This window comes from Streptomyces sp. NPDC007025 (assembly GCF_042869455.1).
Classification (GTDB): Bacteria; Actinomycetota; Actinomycetes; order Streptomycetales; family Streptomycetaceae; genus Streptomyces.
In genome coordinates, this window is the sequence record NZ_JBIAFT010000009.1 from 78,000 (window position 1) to 98,227 (window position 20,228).

A 20,228-nucleotide genomic window follows, 5' to 3' on the forward strand; every position below is an offset into this window, starting at 1 on the left:
TGCAACCCATGTGCAACAGGTATGCCACGCCCACAATCACACTCCACAGGACGCCGTACCCCAGGCCTTCGGATACACACGGGAACTGAATTACCGGTGATTGCGAAATTCAGTGCTTTACTTCTGCTTGCCCTGCGGAGCACAGGAGAAAGGCGATGCGCCGATCGGCTCCGCGGACTTCTCTCCGCCCAGCGGATCGCCGTGACCGAGGTACTGACCGGGCTGATCAGCCGGCAGCAGTCACGCCTTCGACCCGATGCCGGCGGCCGACCGGAAGGACCCCATGAGAAACCGTTCATCCACCCGCAGGTTCCGCCTGCCCGACGGCAAGGCGTTCGACCGCGCCCTGGTCACGACAGGCGTCGGAATCCTGGCGACCGCCGCCGCCGTGACCGGACTGGCGCCGGGCACCAGCGCGGCGTCCAGCCACCGGGAGGCCCCGCTCATCTCGGGCGACCCCCGCGCGGACAACACGGACGTCTACGCGTTCACCAGCCCGGACAAGCCCGACACCGTCACGCTGGTGGCCAACTGGATCCCCTTCGAGGAGCCGAACGGCGGGCCGAACTTCTACCCGTTCGCCGAGGACGCCCGCTACCACATCAAGATCGACAGTGACGGCGACGGCCGCCCGGACACCACGTACACCTGGGCCTTCCGGAACCGCACCAAGGAAGCCGGCAGCCAGTTCCTGTACAACAAGGGCGTCGTCACCGGCTTCGACGACCCGGACCTGCTGTTCAAGCAGACCTACGACCTGCGCGTCACCCGCGCCGACGGCCGCACCCGCACCCTGCTGCACGACGCGCCCGTGGCCCCGTCCCGCGTGGGACCCGCCTCGATGCCGGACTACGGCAAACTCCGCGACCAGGCCGTACGCCGGCTGCCGGGCGGCGGCAGGGCGTTCAGCGGCCAGGCCGACGACTCCTTCTTCCTCGACCTCCGCGTCTTCGACCTGCTCTACGGCGGGGACCTGAGCGAGCGGGGCAAGGACACGTTGGCCGGCTACAACGTCAACACGCTCGCCGTCCAGGTGCCCAAGAAGCACCTGGCACTGGAGGGCGACGCCGGGCGCAATCCCGTCATCGGCGTGTGGTCCACCACCGACCGCAAGGGAGCCGGCGTCCTCGAGGGCCGGGAGGCGAAGCGGCACCACCGCTGGCGCCAGGTCTCCCGGCTGGGCAACCCCCTGGTCAACGAGGTGGTGGTGCCCCGCAAGTACAAGGACGCCTTCAACAGCATCTCCCCCGACCAGGACCGCACCGTGCAGCCGGTCGTCGACAAGGTCTACGACCCGATCCTGCCCAAGACCATCGAGAAGGTCTACGGCGTCCCCGCGCCCGAGACCCCGCGCGAGGACCTGGCGGAGATCTATCTGACCGGCATCTGCAAGGCGTGCGGCCCCATCAAGGCGGACCTCAACGCCCACCGCCTCAACAAGGACGCCGACCGGGACCGGATCGTCCCCGCGGAAGAGCTGCGACTGAACATGGGCGTCGCCCCGGCCGGAAAGCCCGACCGCCTCGGGGTGCTGGGCGGAGACCTGGCGGGCTTCCCCAACGGCAGGAGGCTGACGGACGACGTGGTCGACATCTCCCTGCAGGCGGTCGAAGGCGCAGCCCAGACGGGCAAGCTGGTCGAGGCGCTGGCCGACGGCGACCAGGTGGATGCGAACGATCGCGCCTTCGGGAAGACCTTCCCCTACGTGGCGCTGCCGCACACCAAGAGCGTGAACGAAGCCGGTCCCGGTGGCGGAGCACGGCAGTCCGCCGCCGAGGGCGACCGGGCGGGCTTCCTGGGCGTGCCGCAGGAAGCGGCCGCCCCGGCCGGGCTCGCCGCGCTCGGCGCACTGCTGCTGGGTGCCGGCGGTCTGCGCCTCCGGCGCCGCAGGTCCGGACGGGAGCACCGCACCACCGCGTGACCCGAACGCCCACCACGGACGGCCTGCGGACATCCGGTACCCGACCGGGACACGCAGGCCGTCCGTCCCCTCTGCCCCACCCCGCCACAGCCGACCTCCGGGGGTTCCGTGACCGCCGCACCGCCGCACCGCCCCACCGACAGCGCCCCTCCCGCCCCGCACGCCCCGGGGCGGCGAGCGCGGCGCCGACACCTGCGCAGAACCGGTGCCGTCCTCGCCCTGGGGACCGCGCTGTTCGCGGCAGGCGCCCTGGGCCTCGCGCCGGACCGGGCCGACCCGCCCACAGGCGGGGGACGCGCCCCTGCCGCCTCCTCCGAGGACACCGCCCAGCGCCGGATCGAGGCGCTGCGGCAGCAGATCCGCCGTACCGGGAAGAACCCCCGGGCATGGGCCGAGCTGGGGCTGGAGTACGTGCAGCAGGCCAAGACGACGGCCGATCCCGCCTACTACCCGAAGGCCGAGAAGTCGCTGCGCAGATCACTGGACCTGCAGCCGCGGGACAACTTCACCGCGGAAGTGGGGCTGGGAGCGCTGGCGGCGGGCCGCCACGAGTTCCGCGACGCACTGCGGTGGGCCCGCCGTGCGGCGCGGACCAATCCGGCCAACGCGGCCGCCCGGGGAGTGCTGGGTGATGCGTACACCCAACTCGGCCGATACCGCGAATCCTTCGAGGCCGTCCAGAAGATGGTCGACCTCCAGCCGGGCACTCCCTCGCTCGCCCGCGCCTCCTACACATGGGAGCTGCGCGGCGAGACGGACCGGGCACGTGCCCTGATGCGCCGTGCGCTGAAGGCGGCGTCGGACCCCGGGGACACGGCCTTCGCGCGCTACCACCTGGCCGGGTTGGCCCTGCGGTCCGGTGCGCCCTCCACCGCGTTGCGGGAGGCGAACGCGGGCCTGCGCAGTGTTCCCGACAATCCCGACCTCCTCGAAGTGCGGGCACGGGCCCGCTCCGCGCTCGGCCGGCCGACCGCGGCCGTGGCCGACTTCGAGCAGGCCATCGCCCACGTACCGCAGCCGGCCTACGTGATCGCGCTGGGCGAGCTCCAGCAGGCACGGGGGCACCTGGGGAAGGCACGTCGGCAATACGCCCTGTACCGGGCCCAGGAGCGGCTTCTGCAGCGGGCCGGGGTCCGGGACGACGCCGAGGCGGTGCTCTTCGAGGCCGACCACGGCGACGCCGACCGCGCGGTCGGGCTCGGGCGCCGGGCGGTGCGCAGCCGCCCGTTCCTCGCCAGTCACGATGCCTACGCCTGGGCACTGCATCGAGCGGGCCGCGACCGCGAGGCGCTCTCGCACGCCGAGCAGGCCCTGCGCCTGGGGACCCGCAGCGCCCTCTACCGCTACCACCGCGGCATGATCCACCACGCTCTCGGGGACCGCGCGGCCGCACGCACCGATCTGCGGGCGGCGCTGCGGACCGACCCGCACTTCCACCCGCTCCACGCACCGGCCGCACGCCGGACACTCACCAGGATCGGAGCCGAGGCATGAACGGCCGTACGCGGCGCGGGACTCCCCTGCCGGCCGCCGCGCGGGCGGCGGTCCTCGCCGCCTCGGCGGCGCTGCTGCTCCTGGGCGGCGCGCCCACGGCGCAGGCTCATCCGCTGGGCAACTTCACCGTCAACCACTACTCCGGGTTCACCCTCTTCACCGACCGGATCGACGTCACGGCCGTCGTCGACCGGGCCGAGATCGCGGCGGCCCAGGAGCTGCCGGCCGTCGACGCCGACGCGGACGGACGGACCTCCGAAGCCGAACGAACCGCCTACGCCCGCCGACAGTGCGCTGAGCTGGCGCGGAAGGTCACCGCGCAGATCGACGACCGGGGAGTCCACTGGCGCGTGCGCAGCAGCGCCTTCACCCGCCACCCCGGCCAGGCCGGGCTGCGGACCAGCCGGCTGCACTGCGACCTCACCGGTCCGGCCGACCTCTCCTCCCCCGCGCGGGTCGAGGTCACCGACTCCTTCGCGGGAAAGAGCGTCGGCTGGCACGAGATGACCGCCGAAGGCAGCGGCGTGCGGCTGTCCTCGTCTCCGCTGCCGACGTCGTCCGCGACCGACGAGCTGCGGCACTACCCGGCGGACCTGCTCGCCGACCCCCTCGACCAGCGCTCGGCGACGCTGCGGACCGCACCGGGCGCCGGCGGGGACGGCGCTCCCGCCGTCCCCGCCGAACTGCCGGGCGCCGGGCCGCTGACCGCGGCGCTGACCCGGGTCACCGACCTCTTCGACTCCCTCGTCGGTGCCGACACCCTGACCCTGCCGGTGGGACTGCTGGCGCTGGCCCTCTCCCTGGTGCTGGGGGCGTCGCACGCGGCCATGCCCGGCCACGGGAAGACCATCATGGCGGCGTATCTGGCCGGACGGCGCGGCAGCGTGCGGGACGCGGTGACCGTCGGTGCGACAGTCACCTTCACCCACACCGCCGGAGTCCTGGTCCTCGGCTTCGCCCTTCCTCTGACGACCCGTCTGGCGGGCGAGTCGGTGCTGGGATGGCTGGGAGTCGCCAGCGGACTGCTGGTCACCGGCATCGGTCTGGCGCTGCTGAAAGGAGCGTTGCGGGGCGGCGGCGACGGCATCGGCCACTTCCACGGTCACTCCCACAGCCATGGGCACCAGCACGAGCACGGGCACGGCCGTAGGCACGGGCACGGCCACGGTCATGGGCACGGCCACAGCCAGGGGCACTCGCACGGGCACGAGCACGCCCCCGGACCCCCGCACCCGGAGCAGCCTTACGCCGACGAGAAAGCGCACGGCGGTGTCGCCGTGCTGGCCCCCGCCCCGGAAGCCACCGAACCCGAGGCCCGGGCCCGTCCCGGCGCCGCTCCCCCGTCCGCCCGCACCCACGCCCGACGCGGCCTGATCGGTGTCGGGATCGCGGGCGGACTCGTCCCCAGCCCCTCCGCGCTCGTCGTGCTGCTCGGGGCCGTGGCGCTGGGACGTACCGCCTTCGGAGTGCTGCTCGTGCTCGGCTATGGGCTCGGCATGGCGCTCACCCTGACCGCGGCGGGTGTCGCGCTGGTGAAGTTCCGCGACGCGCTGACCGGCTCACAGCGCCTCTCCCGGCTGGCATCTTCCCGGGTCGTCACCCACCTCGGCCGACGCGGCCCGGCGCTCACGGCCGGACTCGTGGTGGCTGTCGGCCTCGGGCTGACGGCACGCGCCTTCTTCGGCAGCCTGTGAACGAGCGCAGAGGTGGTCCGCGAAGCGGTTCTTCCCGAGCCGCCGTGCGCCCCGAACGCCCTTCAGCACCCGTGCCGTGCCGCCGGCACGGAGGGTCGTTCCCGGGCGCGGAATCCGGGCGCCCCCTCTAGGGTGAAATGAGTGGATACAGCGTAGACACTCCGAGGTGCGACATGCGGGAGCGCGGCGAGAACGACGCTGAGCCGGACACGGACGAGGACGAGCGTGGCGTCTCCTCCGACGACGGCGAGCGTGAGGACGAGGAAGCGACTGACGCGGAGTGGACCCAGGAGGACGAGGACGAAGAGCCTCTGGAAGGCGAACTCGCGGAATCCCCGTCGGCACAGCCGGCCGGCAGGTCCGACGACCCGGACGTTCTGCTGGACGTACCACAGCTACGGGTCGAGGAGATCGATCTGCAGGTCGAGGATCTGCAAGCCCGGGTCTCGCTGCAAGCTGAAGTCCTGGACCTCCTCAAGCTCAACGTCGGCGCCGATGTGTCACTCGGCCGCGTCGAGCTGGACATCAAGGGCGTGGAGGCGCAGGCCCTGCTCAAGGTCCGGCTCGACAACGTCGCGGCGATCGTGGGCAGGGTGCTGTCCACCATCGACCGCAACCCCCAGATCCTGGAGCAGATCACCTCCGGCGTCGGCTCCGCGGCGGAGAGCCTGGGCAGCGGCGCCGGGAAGGCGGTCGGCGAGCTGGGAGAGGGTGCCGGCGAAGCCGTCGAGGACGTCGGCAAAGGCGCGAGCAAGGCGGTCGAGGACGTCGGGGAGGGCGCGGGCGGAGCCGTCGAGGACGTCGGCAAAGGCGCGGGCGGAGCCGTCGAGGACGTCGGGGAGGGCGCGGGCGGAGCCGTCGAGGACGTCGGCAAAGGCGCGGGCGGAGCCGTCGAGGACGTCGGCGAAGGCGCCGGAAAAGCCGCGGAAGACGTCGGCAAAGGCGCGGGCGGAGCCGTCGAGGACGTCGGCAAAGGCGCCGGAAAAGCCGCGGAAGACGTCGGCAAAGGCGCCGGTGAGGCGGTAGGGGAGGTGGGGGGCACGGCCTCCGAGACGGCTGGGGCGGCCGGGCGTGCGGTGAGGAGTTCCACGGGCGGACAGTCCGGCGGGAGCTCGGGCCGCGGTTCGGGGGCCGAGGGTCGGACCACGAAGAAGAGCTCCGGCTCCGGGAGCAGAGACGAATCCGCCGGGCGGGCCTCACACAGGCGCAAGTCCTCGTTCCGCGGCCGCGAGCGGGAACGGCCGCCATGAACGTCCGCCCCGGACATCGAGGCCTCCTCCGTGGTGGAGGCCGACCGGCCGTGCTCTCGAGGTTCTGGTGAGCAGACTGGCACTGGTGAGCAGGAAGGGTACCTGGGGGCGGCACGGCACCGGACATCGGTCTTCCGCGCGGTGCGCCGCAGCCTGTCGCACGATCCACCGGCGTAGCGGCGTACCGGGCGCCCGCACACCGGGTGCTGTCTGAGCCCGTCCGGATCCGCGGGCGACCGCCGGTCGCCCGCGGATCGGTGTGCCGGCGCGCCGGGGCGGTGAGAGACGGCCCCTCGACACCGGACCTGCGGCAGGAGCCCCCGGCCGGGGTCCTGCATCGGGGTCCTGCATCCCGGCTACGGTGTCGGGGCCTACGGTGTCGTGCGGCGCTCCGGAGAGGCTTTCCGCGTGTCAGCGCCGGAGCTGACACACCGCTGGGACTCGGAGGGTCCGTACCAGTCCAGGCAGACCACCGTGGCGTCGTCTTCGAGCCGCCCGCCGCACGCGTGCAGAACTGTGGTCGTCAGAGCCATCGTGATCTCCCGCGGATGCAGGTTCCGTGTGCGCTCCAGCACGGCGGCCAGATCCACCCTCTCGGCGTTCCGCTCCAGCATGCCGTCGGTGAGCAGGAGCAGTCGGTCGCCAGGGCGCATCTCGAGGTCCTGGACACGGTAGACCCAGGACGGGGAGATCTGGAGGCCGAAGGGGTGATCCACCTCGCAGGTGACTTCCTCCACTGTGCCGTCCCGCATACGCAGCGGCCACGGATGGCCTGCGTTCACGAACCGGGCCCGCCCGCTGCGGAGATCGAAACGCAGCAGTTGACCGGTGGCGTGACCACGACCGTACCCGGCGAGCGCTTCGTCGGCCCGGCGGGCCTGATCGGCCAAGCCGGCTCCGGCCCGCCGGGCGCCGCGCAAGGCGCCCACCAGAACCGTGGCGGCGAGAGCGGCCTCGACATCGTGCCCCATGGTGTCGGTCACCGACACGTGCAGGGCGTCACGGTCCAGGGAGAAGTCGAAGGTGTCGCCGCTGAGATCTTCGGAGGGTTCCAGGTTCCCGCACAGGGCGAACTGCGCGGCTTCGCACGACAGGGACGGGGGCAGCAACTGGTATTGGATCTCCGCCGCCAACGTGGGCGGCTTGGTGCGTTTGCCCCAGGTGTAGACATCGGTGAAGCGTCCGTTGGCGATGACGATGTAGGCCAAGGCATGGGCGGCTTCCCCGACCTCCTGGAGGGTCCGCTCGTCCACGCCGGCCGGAAGGCGGAGTTCCAGCACCCCGATCGCATCGCCGCGGTTGGTCACCGGCACGATGACTCTCCGTCCCTGTCCGGTCCCCTCCTGATACAGCCGCTGCGTACGGATCACCTGCTCATAGGGGCTTCCGCGGAGCATGATCCGCTCCGCTGCGGCGGAACCGGCCCCCGCCGCAGCGGAGCGGGCCAGCCGCATCACGGCTCTGCCCGTCAGATCCACGATGAGGAAGGAGACCTCGGAGGCTTGGAATCGCTGCCGCAGGTCCTCGGCGACCACATCGACCGCCTCCACCGGCGCGGCCGCCTCAGCGGTCGTCAGGAGCCGGGCGAGTTCACCGTGCGCACCACTCACGGCACGCTCCTTTCCCTCCCCCTCCTGTCAGCTTGGAGTCCACCGTGGTCAGCGTCAAACGGCGGCCGGTGCGAAGGGTACGGACGGTCACGAGGGCCCTCCCTCCATCCGGATGCGCCGCGGCGCGTGTCCGGCTCGCGAAGTCTCCCCGTACAGCAGCGGGCCGACCGCGGCAGCGCCGATCAACAGGGCGCGGCTGTGGACCAGGAGCGGTCGAGCGCGGCCGCCCGTGGCCGATCAGTGGCCGGCGAAGTGCGGGACGCAGCCGCTGGGAGCGGCGGGGCGCCTGCCTTCAGCGGACTACTGCGGCATGGGCGTGGGCTGTCCGGCGGCCCGGTCTCCTCCCGCCGTGTCACCGCTTGCCCGGTGCGGTGCTGTACACGTCCGGGGAGAAGTTCGCCTCGACCGCGACCAGGCGCAGCGCCTCGAGCGTGTCGATCTGTTCCAGGGCTCGCTCGAGCAGCTGACCGATCCGGTCCTCGTCCGGCGCGCCTTCCCGCTGCCCCGTCCGCAACAGGGTGCGCCAGAGCAGGGCCTTCCCCTCGACCCCCAGCCTCAACGTCTCCAGTTCCATGAGGCTGTTCAGCCCGGAGGGTCCGTGCAGCACGCCGTTGGGCTTCAGGCGCTCCAGCAACTCGGCCACCCTGCCGCCGTAGATCTTGTAGCGGCGGACGGGCAGGCCGAGCTCGCCCATGATCGTCAGCAAGGAGTTCCGGTCTTCCGCGATCTGTTCGGCCAGGTGCTCCAACTCGGCCCCGTGCGCCCCGTTCCGGCCCCGGCGGGCGATCCGACGCGCGAGTCCGGTACCGAAAGTCGCGCCGGCCAGATGGTCGTTGAGATAGATCGCCAGCTTGTCGGCATGCATTGTGGCCCTTCTCCGGCTGTAGTGGGATCTCCAGGAGCATGCGCACTCCGACAGCGGACCCGTGGGGCGCCACTCGTGGTACCGGCCGCCCGCGGCGGGTCCGCCGGGCCGCGAGGCAGGCGTCGGTGCCAGGCCGGGGCGGTTCCCGGGCCTGTCCTGAACCTGTATCCCCCGGTCTCCTGCGGAGCTACCGGGGTCGGAAAGACGGACACCGGCGCATGACCGGCCCCGGCCGACGGTGGCGAGCGCGCAAAGGGCCGGCCCTACCGCTGACGGCCCTCCTCCTCGCTGTCCTCCTCATTCTCGTTCTCCCCGTTCTCGTCCTCGCCGTTCTCGTCCTCGCCGTTCTCCTCGTTCTCCTCGCCCTCAGCGGGCCCTTCTTCGTCCTCCCCCTCCTGCTCCTCCTGCACCACCTCGTCATGACTCCGGACGACCTCGCCGTCGCGGATCTCGCACCGCCAGCCCTCCACTTCTTCGGCCTGGAGAGTGACATAGCGCTGGAAGTGCTTGAGGTCGAGACGAAGGCGGCGGCCCTGAGCCCGCCAGATGTTGCCGAGCTTCTCGAAGAAGCCGGACGGGTAGTACTCCACGACCACTGTGACCCGCGTCAGTTTCTCGTCCAGCCAGTGGAAGCTGACCGCGCCGCGAGTGGTGCCCTTCGACCCTTCCGACGTCCACACGATCCGCTCGTCCGGCACCATCTCCAGCGTGGTGGCCTTCCAACTTCGGGTGGACGGCCAGACGCGGACCTTCCAGTCGGTGGTGGTCTCGTCCTCGTCGTCCACCGAAACGTTGCTGACGCCGTTGGTGAAGGTGCCGAAGTTCTCGAACTGCGAGAAGTGGTTGTAGACGACGCGGAGCGGCCGGCCGATGTCCACGTGCTCGATGATATTGATGGCCTTCAGGTCGCCTGCTTCGCTGCTGCCACCGTCCATACCGACCGCTTCCTTGGCCTTCCCCACCGCCTTGTCCTTGGCTCCCTTGGCCTTCTCCTTGACGACGGCCTTGACCGGGTTCTCCCCCTTGGCCGCGGCCTCCGCGGCGCCTGCGAGAGCACCGCCACCCTCACTCCCCGGCAGCAGCTTGCCGAGGCCGCCGTCTGCGTCCGCCACGCTCTCCAGCTTGTCCGTCACTTTGCCGACGGCCTGCTTGCCCATTGCCCCCAAGAACTCCAGGACCTGTTCACGAAGCTGATCGAGAGGAGAGGGGCCGCCCTCGTCCGGCTTCGTCTTCTGCAATTGTCCGGCCACGCCACTCACCTCCTGCGGCTCGAACGAGCGGCGGACCTCTTGTCCGATCCGCCTGAGGTCTTCTTGGCGGACGAACTCTCCGTCTTTCGCCCACCCGACCGGACGGAGGCCGTCTGCGCGCCGGTGCCGGAGCGCTTCGCCGGTCGGCGGCCACCGCCGTCCGACTTGGCGGGTGCCTTCTTCGCGGGTCTGCGCCGCGGCTCCCCGGACTCTTCCTCGGGCTCTTCTTCGACTTCCTCGTCCCGTTCTTCCTCGCCCTCGCCGCTCTCCTGTTCACCGTCCGCCGCCTCCTTGGGGCTCAGGCTCTCGGTGCGTCCGCGGAGCGACTCGGTGAAGGACTCGATACGCCTGTTGGTGACCGCACTGAGGGCCGTGCGCGCGGTGCTCAGCAATTCCTCCTGCACCTGTTCGGTGAGGGCCGCGAACTGCGGAGTCTCGGAGAGCTTCCGAACGCCCTTGCTCACCAGTTCCTGCGGGTCGAGCCCCAGTCGGCGCCCGGCGACCGCAGAACCGAGGACGAGCGCGAGCTTCGCCTTCCTCGTCCTGCCGAGCAGGTATCCACCGGCAACGGCGGCGATGACCGCCTTTTTGCAACTGTCTTCCATGGCTGATTCCTCGGGCTCCTTCGGCTGGTACCCCATGCCGTCGCGGGTCTCGGAACGGTTCGGAAAGGTGCTGCCAACAGGCACTGGGAGCGGTTCACCGCCCCTGGAGCAGGATTCCGCGCGCAGTTCTTTCGGACGGGAAGCCCGGATCGGCCGACCCGGCGCTGCCGGGAGGGTGGAGCCCGGCGGGGCGGTGACGGTGATGCTGCCGGTGCCGGTTTACGCCTCGGCAGCACTGATGATCAGACATATAACCATTGTGTACATATGTCTTTCTCGGCCGCATGTCCTGCTGTGCATATGCGTCACAGGCCGCCCCGCCATCCCGCGGCAGGTCGAACAGGGTTCCGCCGGATCGCAAGACGGCCGACTCGAACAGCGCTCGCACAACCCGAGGGGCGGCGTGGGCGGCTCGTCGGCGGATCCGCGGTCCCGCCGGGTCTAGCGCAACGGACGCCCGCTGGCCCCGCCGCTCTCCTCGTCGCCCTCCTCGTCCTCCTGGAGCGCGACATCGGGAATGACGATGTTCACCTCGGCGACCTCGAAACCGGTGGTGTTCTCCACCGTGGAGATCACGTGCTCCCGGACACGCTGGGCGACGCGATGGACCGGCTCGCCGTACTCCACGACGACGCTCAGGTCTATCGCGGCCTGTTGCTCACCGGTCTCGACGGACACGCCCTGCTGAGCGGCGCTGCCCTCACCCCCGACACGCCGGCGCACCGCTCCGGTGGCACGCGCCCCTGCTCCGCCCAGGGCATGGACGCCGGACACCTCGCGGGCGGAAATACCGGCCGTCTTGGCCACCACCGTGCCGGAGACGGTGGTGGTGCCCCGGTTCTTCGGGTCCTGCTGGTTGCCGTCAGCCATGATGCACCTCCAAGGGCCGGATCGCCGGGGCCCGTCGGCCGACTGCACTGCATCCCGGCTGCTCGGCCACACTCTCCACCCTCCGCCTGCGACGGCATGAACGCCAATCCGGGGCCGGCATCCCGTCCTCACCCCGAAGAAGCCCTACTGACCTGCGGTGATACCGACCGGCAGCGCTGCCCCGACTGACCCGCGCCCCTCCTGGGCAGGCCCCCACCGCCGGAATCCCCGCCGATTCTCCTCGCCGCCGAGCCATCACCCCCCGTAGCCGGAAATGTACGCAACGTCACCACGGTGCCGCCTCCCACCCGATGCCTCCCGGGTGGGAACTGTCGCCGAAGGGGGCCGTCCCGCGCGGACGTCGCGGGACGGCCCGGGCACCGGCGCATGCCGTGATGGTGTGGTCCGAAGACGGGGAGGCAGGCCACGCGGAGTCCGCCGCCCCACCGAGGGGAGGCGTCACGCGGCAGCCGGTGGCGCGTCCTACGGCACCCTCAGCACTCGCCCCGCCACACGACCCTCTGGACGACGAGCGTGCGGTAGGCGGTCCATTCGTACTGGCCGGGACCGGGGTTGTAATGGAAACAGGAGGTGGCGGTCCCCTCGTACCAGTAGGTCATGTCGACATGATCGGCGCCGGGGTAGGCGTAACCGTTGTTGAAGACGGACCTGAAGGCGACACTGCCGCTCCAGTTGCCCGCAGTCCTGAGCACCAGCGAACCGGTCTGGTCCGGTCCGCTCCAGGCGCAGAAGTACCCCTTGGGGCAGCCGGGCGGGCTGGCCTCGGCGGAGGCGGTGGGCGCCAGGCCGATGATGCCGGCTAACGCGCCGGAGGCGGTGAGAGCTGCGACGGTCGACTTGCGCATCGGATGTCCTTCCGGGACGGATTCGGGAGTGCACGCCGGTCGGTGGCGCTGTGCGGTCGATACCCGGTCACTGCGGTTCGTCCATTCCCCTCGGAGCATGCGGCGCAGCAGCCTCCGAGGGGCGGAGCCGAACACTCGAAGGGCCCGTCGGCCCATCAGTTGGACACTCGGCAGCTCTCTACGGTTGTGCTTCCGCGCCGGTCCGGGCCGCTTCCTCCCGTCGCCCCCGGGGCATGCGGCCGGGGCTGTCGGTCCGCCGGGTGGGAGCCCGGGGTGTGCCCGAAGGTGCGCCGGAAGACGTCGATGAACGCGCTGGTCGACGACCAGCCGCAGCGGTGGGCCACCGCGGTGACCGGCTCCTTCTCGGCCAGCAGGACCAGGGCCCGCTGGAGCCGCAGTTGGGTGCGCCACTGCGGGAAGGTCATGCCGAGGTCGCCGCGGAACAGCCGGGAGAGGGTGCGCTCGCTCGCGCCGACCTGGCGGCCGAGGTCGGCGAGGGTGCGGTCGTCGGCCGGATCGGCGCGCAGGATCCCGCACAGCGCGCGCAGTGCGGGTGCGGACGGCGCCGGCAGGTGCAGCGGCTGTTGCGGGGAGGCGCGCAACTGGTCGAGCAGCACCGCGCGCAGCCGGGTGCGTTCGGGGCTCTCGTCTTCGGGGGCGCGGGTGTAGGCGATGATCAGCTCACGCAGCAGCGGGCCCACGGCGAGCACGGTGGGGGCGTCCAGGCGGAGCGGGTTGTCGGTCGCGGGCAGCCCCACCAGGTGCAGGTCGAGCTCCCCGCGGGCCTCGTGTGCGTGCACCGTGCCGGCCGGCACCCAGATGGCGCGGTTCCCCGGGGCGACCCAGGAGCCGGAGCCGGTCGTGACGATCAGCACCCCGCGCCCGGCGTAGACGATCTGGTGGTCGTCGTGCCGGTGCGGGTCGATCGCGCCACCGGAGGCCAGTCGCCGGGTGTGCGTCGGAGCGATCGGCGTGTGGCGGGCATCCGTCATCATTCGGCAGATTATCGGAAGCCCGACAGCCGCGCCGGCCCGGAGCATGGCGCTGTGCGAAGAAACCTCTCGATCACTCTGCTGTCCGTCGGGCACGCCTGCGTCGACGTCTACCAGGGGGCGGTGGCGTCCCTGGTCCCGTTCTACGTCGCCGAGCGCGCCTACGGCTACGCGACGGTCTCCGGCCTGGTGCTGGCCGCCTCCCTGCTGTCCTCGGTGGTGCAGCCGGCGTTCGGTGCCCTGACCGACCGCTGGTCGATGCCGTGGCTCCTGCCCGTCAGCACGCTGGTGGGCGGCGCGGGCATCGCGCTGAGCGGAACCAGCGGCTCCTACGGTGCGACCGTGCTGTTCGTGGCCGTCTCCGGGATCGGTGTGGCCGCCTATCACCCCGAGTCCGCCCGGATCGCCCGGATCGCGTCCCGCGGCAGCCACAGCGCCATGGGGTGGTTCTCCACGGGCGGCAACCTCGGCTTCGCCGTCGCCCCGCTGATGGTCGGCGCGGTGGTGGGGACCGGCGGACTGCGCCTGACTCCGCTGCTGGTGCTGCCCGCGCTCGCCGGGAGCGTGCTGTGCCTGCCGGTGCTGCGGGTGCTGGGTCGGTGGCACGCTGCCGGGGGCTCCGCGGCGCGGACGGACGGAGCGGACGACCGGGCCGCGTTCATGCGGCTGTCGCTGGCCGTGGTGTGCCGCTCGATCGTCTTCGTGGGACTGAGTACGTTCCTCTCGCTGTACGCGCAGCAGCGGACGGGCGGCGGGTCCGCGGCGGGCACGGCGGCCCTGTTCGTGCTCTACCTCGGCGGCGCGGCCGGCTCCGTGCTGGGCGGCACCCTGGCGGGCCGCTGGGGGCGGGTCACCGTCGCCCGCCGGTCCTACCTGGTCGCGACCGCCGCGGTCGTGGGTGTGCTGGTGGTGCCGGGTCCGGCCCTGTACCTGTTCGTGGCGCTCACATCGGCCGGTCTCTACGTACCCTTCTCGCTGCAGGTCACCCTGGGCCAGGACTACCTGCCCTCACGGGTCGGCACGGCGGGCGGGATCACACTCGGGCTGGCCGTCGGCGTCGGCGGCCTGGCCGGTCCCCCGCTCGGCGTTCTCGCCGACGCGACCTCGCTGCGGACCGCCCTGGCCCCGCTCGCCCTGATGCCGGTGCTGTGCTGGCTGCTGTTCCGCACGCTGCCGGAACCGGCCGCACCGCTCCCGGCGTCCGGCCCGCCTGGGGACCCGGCCGCCGCGGAGGCGGAGCCGGGCGCGACGGCCGCGGAGCCCGGCCGGCAGTCCCGCCGGGGCTGAGCCGAGCCGCTCCCGTTCGGCAGGGGCGCCACGGAGGAGCGCACCTGAGCTGCCCGCCGCCGCTCTCGGCGACGGCGGGCGGGGCTCTCAGGGACCCTACGACCGCGTCGGCCAGACCAGCGCCTGGGCGACGACGACGTTCTCCCCGTCGAAAGTGACGGCGGGGCCTTCGTGCAACTCGTAGCCCATGCCCATCGCCTCGCTCACACGGTGGCAGAACGCGGCATCGTCCGGCCCGGTCAAGACCCGGTAGAGGGGCCATCCCTCAGGGGGTGTGCTCATAGGCGAAGGATCCCACGCAGGCCCCGGGCCTCCATGAACACCCCCAGCTCCTTCGCTCCCCGGGTCGTGGGGACGACCGCGCGTCGGACGTGGAGCCCGTCGTCCGGCAGGCGGTGCGGGCGCGGACAGTGAGGAACCGGTTGCCGGGCGGACGCTCCGTGGCGGGCACCGGGCGGCGGCCGACTGGTCAGTGACTGCCGTTCAGTTGCCCGGCCAGCTGCTCGTGCATGGTGGCGCTGGGCTCGTTCAGACCGATGATCGTGACCTGCTTGCCGCGCTCCGCGTACTTGGTCTCCACCGCGTCGAGAGCGGCGACGGAGGAGGCGTCCCAGATGTGTGCGTCGGACAGGTCGATGACGACGTCGTCCGGGTCGCCCTTGTAGTCGAACTGGTAGACGAGGTCGTTGGAGGAGGCGAAGAACAGCTCGCCGGTGACGGCGTAGACGACCTGTGTGCCCTCGGGGTCGACGACGCCGGTGACTTCGGCGAGGTGGGCCACCCGCTTGGCGAAGATCACCATGGCGGTGACCGAGCCGACGACGACGCCGATGGCGAGGTTGCCGGTGGCGACGACCACGATGACCGTGATGGCCATGACCGCGATCTCACCGGCCGGCATGCGCTTGAGGGTCTTGGGCTGGATCGAGTGCCAGTCGAAGGTGCCGACGGCCACCAGGACCATGACCGCGACGAGCGCTGCCATGGGGATGTCGGAGACCACGGGGCCGAAGGCGATGCACAGCACGAGCAGGAAGGCTCCGGCCAGGAACGTGGACAGGCGGGTGCGCGCGCCGGATGTCTTCACGTTGATCATGGTCTGGCCGATCATGGCGCAGCCGCCCATCCCGCCGAAGAAGCCCGTGACGATGTTGGCGACGCCCTGACCCACCGACTCACGGGTCTTGTTGGAGTGGGTGTCGGTGATGTCGTCCACCAGCTTGGCCGTCATCAGCGACTCCATGAGACCGACCAACGCGAGTGCGAGGGCGTAGGGGGCGATGACGGTGAGCGTGTGCAGGGTGAGGGGCACATCGGGCAGGCCGGGGACGGGAAGGGAGCCGGGCAGCTTGCCCTTGTCGCCGACTGTGGGGACCGCGACACCCGCGGCAAGGGTGATCACCGTGAGGACGACGATGGACACAAGCGGTGCGGGCACCGTCTTGGTGAGCTTCGGGAAGAGGACCATCAGCAGCAGTCCCGCCGCGATCAGCGGGTATACGGGCCATGGCACATGCGTCATCTCCGGCACCTGGGCCATGAAGATCATGATGGCCAGCGCGTTGACGAAGCCCACCATGACGCTGCGGGGGACGAACCGCATCAGCTTGGCGACGCCGAGAGCCCCGAGGATCATCTGGAAGACACCGCCGAGGATGACGGCGGCGATCAGGTATCCCAGCCCGTACTCGTGGTTCAGCGGTGCGACAACGAGGGCGATGGCGCCGGTGGCGGCCGAGATCATCGCCTTGCGGCCGCCGACGAACGAGATGACCACGGCCATGACACAGGCGGCATACAGGCCGACCTTCGGGTCGACGCCGGCGATGATCGAGAAGGAGATCGCCTCGGGGATCAGCGCGAGGGCCACCACCAGACCGGCCAGCACCTCGGTGCGCAGCACCTTGGGAGAGGCGAGCCATTCCGGCTTGGACAGGCGCAGCTTGGCAGCCACGGGAAGCGGTGAGGACATGCAACCGTTTCTGTTCAGGCGCGCGTCCAGGCCGTGGACGCACACGCGTCGTACTGGCTCCGCAAGGAGCGGGAACATCCGGCGGCCCGGCCGCCTCAGCGCGGTCGCCGGACCAGGGCGGCAACCGCGCGGTTGCCGATCGGGCATCATTGCCCGGAAGACTCGGGCGCCGGCGGGCCCCCGCCGGGGCCTTCGCTACGGCGAGATCACCTCTACCGTGTACGGGACGGTGGAGGCGAACACCTGAAAACTCTACCCTGACGTGAGGGCAGAGTGCGACCCGTGGGCTGTGAATTGCAGGTAAACCCCCTCAAGATCCTGTGATTCATCTCACGCACAGGCGGAGTCGTCCCGTCTTCGAAAACAGCGAATGACAGAAGGAGAAGACGCGGCCATGAGCGAGCGGCAGATGCAGATCGGTGAGGTCGCCGAACGGACCGGTTTGTCGCTGCGCACCATCCGCCACTACGAGGAAGTCGGCCTCGTCATCCCCTCCGCCCGCAGCAAGGGCGGGTTCCGGCTCTACACCGAGGCCGATGTCGAGCGTCTGATGGTCATCCGCCGGATGAAGCCGCTGGACTTCTCCCTGGAGGAGATGCGGGACCTGCTGGAGATCACCGACCGGATCGCCGCCACGGACGACCCACCCGCCGACGAGGAGCGCGAGCGGCTCCGCGAAAGGCTCGACGCGTACCGCAAGGTGGCTGACGAGCGCTGCGAGACGCTGCGCGCCCGCCTGGAGATGGCCGAGGACTTCGCCTCCACCCTGCGCCGGCGCCTGGGTTCGTAGAGCCGCGGGGTGAGCGGGCACGGCTGGCTGGTCCGGCCGGGGCCCCGACTGCGGGTCAGTGCCTCCCCCCCGGGCCGGGCGGGAGCGAGGGCTTCGGCGCCGGACGCGTCGGTGGCTCGGGCCCCCGTGCGCCCCGCGCGCACTGCGGCACAAGCCGGCCACCGCCTGACGGCAACCGCGCTGCCGTCAGGCGGTGGCCGCGGTGTACGCCGATCACCTGCCCGACTGGCTCAGCACACCCCGTGCTTGCGCAGCACCCGCCGCTGGGCGCCGGTCAGCTTCGTCGGGAAGTAGAGGTAGCAGATGCCGCCGGTGCCGCCGACGACCTTGCCGTCGGCGTTCTTGCGCTTGGTCCGCAGCCAGATGTTCTCGAACTGCCGGCGCCGGTAGACGTGCCGGACGGAGGGATTGTCCGGTGAGTTGGGGTCGTTGGCGATGACGTCGCCGGACGCGGTGAAGCCGATGACGGTCATCAGGTGACCCGAGGTGCCGTATCCGGCGCCGTCCAGTTCGGACTCGAGGAAGGACTGGGAGGTGATCAGCGGGATGCCCGCCGCGACGAGTTCCTCGGCCTCGTTCAGCGAGTTCATGCGGGTGACGACCGCGTTCATGTCCCGGTAGGTACTGGCGTAGGCGCCGTTGAAGGGCCAGTTGCCGCAGCCTTCGTACCGGTAGTCGAAGGTGTACCGGGCGGCGTGGCAGACCTGCGGGTCGGCGTAGTCGGGGTTGACCCAGGCCAGGTCCTCGGCGCTGGGCCTGCGGCCCCAGTACTCGATGATCATCTGCGAGGAGGTGGGGCTGCACCACGCCTCTCCCCCGTTGTCGTACTCGGGGTACTGGCCCTTGTGGATCTCCTGCGAGTAGCGCGGCACCTTCAGCTCGACGTCCCGGCCGAGGCCCGGCTCGGAGGCGGGGACCTCGAAGCGGTCGGGCACGTCGGAGCACATCGCGCCGGCCCGCCAGACGGTGGGGGTGGCGCGGCTGCCCGGGGCCCGGTAGAGGGTCAGGCGGATCCGGTAGGACGTCAGGCGGAGCCCGGTGGCGGGGTCGTCCACGGCGAAGGTGTCGGTGTAGATGGTGCTCTTGCCGTCCTTCTGGCCGCCGACCGAGGTACGGCGCGGTACGTCGTCGCCGTCGCCCGAGGTCCAGATGCCCATGGTGTACCAGGGCGTGTGCCCACCGTCCGAGTAGCTGCCGCGCAGTTCGACCCGGATCCAGGTGCCCTCGGGGGTGTGGGCGTTCCAGGAGGCGATGGCCTCACTCGCCGGGACGGCGCAGGTGTGGCGCGGCGAGGTCCAGGTGGCGTACTCCCAGTCGGCCTTCCTGCCGGTGTGCGGATCGCTGTAGGAGGTGGTGCCCGCGGCGTTCCCGAGCACGATGCCGGGGCGCCTGCCCGACCGCACCCGGGTGCCGTCGGCGGCGCCCGTGGCCCAGTCGCGCCGGGAGGCCCAGTCGTGGAACTCCACCTGTCCCGCCTTCCCGGGTCGACCCGGCCGGGGCGGGCGGCCGGGGTGCGGCGCGCCGGTGGTTCCACCCGTCCGGGCGTCGGCTGCCAGAGCGGTGGGAACCGCGCCCGCCGAGGCGGCCACGGCGACGGCGGCGGCCAGGACGGTACGGCGGTTGGCGGATCTGCTGGTCATGCGGAGTGCCCCCAGTCGTGGGTCGGTGCGATGGTGCCTCACGGTGGTGCTCGGCGTCGTACGCGGTCCTGCCCTGCGGTCCGGTCCGGGCCGTACGCGGAAGCCAACTATCGCGGCTCGGCGGGACGCGTGCCAGGGCTTCGGCCGCTCGGCATGCCGCCGTCATTGGCGGAGACCAGTGACGCACCGTGGCTGCCCGTCAGGCGCGGGAGCGTTTCGCACAGCCGTGTGCACCGGGACGTAGGCTGGGAGGATGCCTGCTCCGCTCCCGCTCGACGCGCTCGCCGACCGGCTCGCCGCGCTGCCCGCCTCGTGCGGGCCGGTGCGCCTGGTCGGTGTGGACGGGCATGCCGGGTCGGGCAAGACGACGCTGGCCCGGGAGCTGTCGGAGCGGCTCGGCGGGGCGCCGGTGCTGCATCTGGACGACCTGGCCTGCCACAAGGGACTGTTCGACTGGACGGAGCGGCTGACCCGGCAGGTCCTCGAACCGCTGGAGCGAGGGGTCCGCGCACGCTACGTGGTCTACGACTGGGTGGCGCGCGCCTTCACCGCGGAGGCCGGGCTGCCGCCCGCGCCGGTCGTCCTCGTCGAGGGCGTGGGGGCGGGACGGGCTGCGCTGCGGCCCCGGCTGGCCTCGCTGCTGTGGGTCGAGATGGCGGCCGCGGACGCGTGGCGGCGCGGGCGGCGCCGCGACGGCCCGGCACAGCGGGACTTCTGGGCGCGGTGGATACCCGCGGAGCGCGCGCATTTCGCGGCCGACCCGTCGCGCCCGTTCGCGGACTTCCTGGTACACGAAACGGGCCCGGGACACACGGGGTACGAGGTGCGGGAGAGGCGTGGAGAGACGCCGGGCCCGCCGCTGAATATGACGCTCCGTATAAGCAACGGCCGTTGAGAGCATACTGTCGGCACCGTGTGCAACCGAGCGGCTTGACCATCGGCGCAGGACCGATTAGTTTTCCAACAGGCGGTCTGCGCAGGCCGTCTTCGGACGCGAAGCCCCCGGTTGTTCCCCCGTGACCGGGGGCTTCGTTCTGCCTCGGAACACCCGAAGCGGAATAAGAGACTCGTATTTCTCTCACCCTCTGTATCGGCTCTACGGATACCCTTCCGCGCCGGACC

The 20,228-nt window shown here is 71.4% G+C and carries 17 protein-coding genes; 7 read left to right on the forward strand and 10 right to left on the reverse strand.

What is annotated here, in order from left to right; all coding sequences use genetic code 11:
* Nucleotides 1-283: 283 nt before the first annotated feature.
* The 4 genes from ACFYMO_RS18700 to ACFYMO_RS18715 all read left to right on the forward strand — a co-directional run bounded on the left by ACFYMO_RS18700 (nt 284) and on the right by ACFYMO_RS18715 (nt 6,359).
* A complete protein-coding gene (locus tag ACFYMO_RS18700; RefSeq protein ID WP_388547499.1) occupies nt 284-1,921 on the forward strand; it encodes a DUF4331 domain-containing protein in 1,638 nt (545 codons plus the stop codon).
* Nucleotides 1,922-2,029: 108 nt separating this feature from the next.
* Nucleotides 2,030-3,415, forward strand: a complete 1,386-nt coding sequence (locus tag ACFYMO_RS18705) for a tetratricopeptide repeat protein (RefSeq protein WP_388547502.1) — start codon at nt 2,030-2,032, stop codon at nt 3,413-3,415.
* Entirely contained in the window at nt 3,412-5,109 is a 1,698-nt protein-coding gene (locus tag ACFYMO_RS18710; protein WP_388547505.1) for a nickel/cobalt transporter, read from the forward strand. Before ACFYMO_RS18705 ends, ACFYMO_RS18710 begins: the two co-directional genes overlap by 4 nt.
* Before the next feature lie 173 nt (nt 5,110-5,282).
* Nucleotides 5,283-6,359, forward strand: coding sequence for a hypothetical protein (locus ACFYMO_RS18715; RefSeq protein WP_388547507.1), 1,077 nt, complete (start codon nt 5,283-5,285; stop codon nt 6,357-6,359).
* A gap of 371 nt (nt 6,360-6,730) precedes the next feature.
* On the opposite strand, the gene ACFYMO_RS18720 is transcribed toward ACFYMO_RS18715, so the two are convergent.
* The 7 genes from ACFYMO_RS18720 to ACFYMO_RS18750 all read right to left on the reverse strand — a co-directional run bounded on the left by ACFYMO_RS18720 (nt 6,731) and on the right by ACFYMO_RS18750 (nt 13,417).
* Nucleotides 6,731-7,969, reverse strand: a complete 1,239-nt coding sequence (locus ACFYMO_RS18720; protein WP_366771937.1) for a PP2C family protein-serine/threonine phosphatase — start codon at nt 7,967-7,969, stop codon at nt 6,731-6,733.
* Between the two features lie 352 nt (nt 7,970-8,321).
* Nucleotides 8,322-8,834 carry a hypothetical protein gene (locus tag ACFYMO_RS18725; RefSeq protein ID WP_366771938.1) on the reverse strand — a complete coding sequence of 171 codons (513 nt, stop codon included), beginning with the start codon at nt 8,832-8,834 and terminating at the stop codon, nt 8,322-8,324.
* Nucleotides 8,835-9,097: 263 nt separating this feature from the next.
* Nucleotides 9,098-10,084, reverse strand: a complete 987-nt coding sequence (locus tag ACFYMO_RS18730; protein ID WP_388547511.1) for an SRPBCC family protein — start codon at nt 10,082-10,084, stop codon at nt 9,098-9,100.
* A 5-nt stretch (nt 10,085-10,089) separates the two neighbouring features.
* A complete protein-coding gene (locus tag ACFYMO_RS18735; protein WP_366771940.1) occupies nt 10,090-10,689 on the reverse strand; it encodes a hypothetical protein in 600 nt (199 codons plus the stop codon).
* Between the two features lie 441 nt (nt 10,690-11,130).
* Nucleotides 11,131-11,559: an Asp23/Gls24 family envelope stress response protein gene (locus tag ACFYMO_RS18740; protein WP_366771941.1), complete on the reverse strand. Its 429-nt coding sequence runs from the start codon at nt 11,557-11,559 to the stop codon at nt 11,131-11,133.
* 494 nt (nt 11,560-12,053) lie between these two features.
* Nucleotides 12,054-12,425: a peptidase inhibitor family I36 protein gene (locus ACFYMO_RS18745; RefSeq protein WP_366771942.1), complete on the reverse strand. Its 372-nt coding sequence runs from the start codon at nt 12,423-12,425 to the stop codon at nt 12,054-12,056.
* Between the two features lie 155 nt (nt 12,426-12,580).
* Nucleotides 12,581-13,417: a helix-turn-helix transcriptional regulator gene (locus ACFYMO_RS18750; protein WP_366772045.1), complete on the reverse strand. Its 837-nt coding sequence runs from the start codon at nt 13,415-13,417 to the stop codon at nt 12,581-12,583.
* 54 nt (nt 13,418-13,471) lie between these two features.
* Between ACFYMO_RS18750 and ACFYMO_RS18755 the strand changes: the two genes are divergently transcribed.
* Entirely contained in the window at nt 13,472-14,704 is a 1,233-nt protein-coding gene (locus ACFYMO_RS18755) for an MFS transporter (protein ID WP_388547516.1), read from the forward strand.
* Between the two features lie 96 nt (nt 14,705-14,800).
* Here the strand turns inward: ACFYMO_RS18755 and ACFYMO_RS18760 are convergent, their stop codons facing one another.
* Entirely contained in the window at nt 14,801-14,986 is a 186-nt protein-coding gene (locus ACFYMO_RS18760) for a DUF1737 domain-containing protein (protein WP_360294362.1), read from the reverse strand.
* 187 nt (nt 14,987-15,173) lie between these two features.
* Complete coding sequence (locus tag ACFYMO_RS18765; RefSeq protein ID WP_360294364.1) at nt 15,174-16,676, reverse strand: SulP family inorganic anion transporter; 1,503 nt, start codon at nt 16,674-16,676, stop codon at nt 15,174-15,176.
* Nucleotides 16,677-17,070: 394 nt separating this feature from the next.
* Here ACFYMO_RS18765 and ACFYMO_RS18770 point away from each other — a divergent pair, with 394 nt between their 5' ends.
* Nucleotides 17,071-17,466, forward strand: coding sequence for a MerR family transcriptional regulator (locus ACFYMO_RS18770; protein ID WP_360294367.1), 396 nt, complete (start codon nt 17,071-17,073; stop codon nt 17,464-17,466).
* 230 nt (nt 17,467-17,696) lie between these two features.
* Here the strand turns inward: ACFYMO_RS18770 and ACFYMO_RS18775 are convergent, their stop codons facing one another.
* Nucleotides 17,697-19,106, reverse strand: a complete 1,410-nt coding sequence (locus ACFYMO_RS18775) for a peptidase C39 family protein (RefSeq protein ID WP_366771944.1) — start codon at nt 19,104-19,106, stop codon at nt 17,697-17,699.
* Nucleotides 19,107-19,359: 253 nt separating this feature from the next.
* On the opposite strand from ACFYMO_RS18775, the gene ACFYMO_RS18780 reads away from it, so the two are divergent.
* Nucleotides 19,360-20,001 carry a hypothetical protein gene (locus tag ACFYMO_RS18780; protein ID WP_366771945.1) on the forward strand — a complete coding sequence of 214 codons (642 nt, stop codon included), beginning with the start codon at nt 19,360-19,362 and terminating at the stop codon, nt 19,999-20,001.
* Nucleotides 20,002-20,228 lie beyond the last annotated feature (227 nt).

Coding starts and splice junctions, on each gene's coding strand:
- ACFYMO_RS18760 (WP_360294362.1), bottom strand. CDS start 14,986: ATGAGCACACCCCCTGAGGGATGGCCCCTCTACCGGGTCTTGACCGGG.
- ACFYMO_RS18745 (WP_366771942.1), bottom strand. CDS start 12,425: ATGCGCAAGTCGACCGTCGCAGCTCTCACCGCCTCCGGCGCGTTAGCC.
- ACFYMO_RS18710 (WP_388547505.1), top strand. CDS start 3,412: ATGAACGGCCGTACGCGGCGCGGGACTCCCCTGCCGGCCGCCGCGCGG.
- ACFYMO_RS18715 (WP_388547507.1), top strand. CDS start 5,283: ATGCGGGAGCGCGGCGAGAACGACGCTGAGCCGGACACGGACGAGGAC.
- ACFYMO_RS18740 (WP_366771941.1), bottom strand. CDS start 11,559: ATGGCTGACGGCAACCAGCAGGACCCGAAGAACCGGGGCACCACCACC.
- ACFYMO_RS18725 (WP_366771938.1), bottom strand. CDS start 8,834: ATGCATGCCGACAAGCTGGCGATCTATCTCAACGACCATCTGGCCGGC.
- ACFYMO_RS18750 (WP_366772045.1), bottom strand. CDS start 13,417: ATGACGGATGCCCGCCACACGCCGATCGCTCCGACGCACACCCGGCGA.
- ACFYMO_RS18775 (WP_366771944.1), bottom strand. CDS start 19,106: ATGACCAGCAGATCCGCCAACCGCCGTACCGTCCTGGCCGCCGCCGTC.
- ACFYMO_RS18770 (WP_360294367.1), top strand. CDS start 17,071: ATGAGCGAGCGGCAGATGCAGATCGGTGAGGTCGCCGAACGGACCGGT.
- ACFYMO_RS18765 (WP_360294364.1), bottom strand. CDS start 16,676: ATGTCCTCACCGCTTCCCGTGGCTGCCAAGCTGCGCCTGTCCAAGCCG.
- ACFYMO_RS18780 (WP_366771945.1), top strand. CDS start 19,360: ATGCCTGCTCCGCTCCCGCTCGACGCGCTCGCCGACCGGCTCGCCGCG.
- ACFYMO_RS18700 (WP_388547499.1), top strand. CDS start 284: ATGAGAAACCGTTCATCCACCCGCAGGTTCCGCCTGCCCGACGGCAAG.
- ACFYMO_RS18735 (WP_366771940.1), bottom strand. CDS start 10,689: ATGGAAGACAGTTGCAAAAAGGCGGTCATCGCCGCCGTTGCCGGTGGA.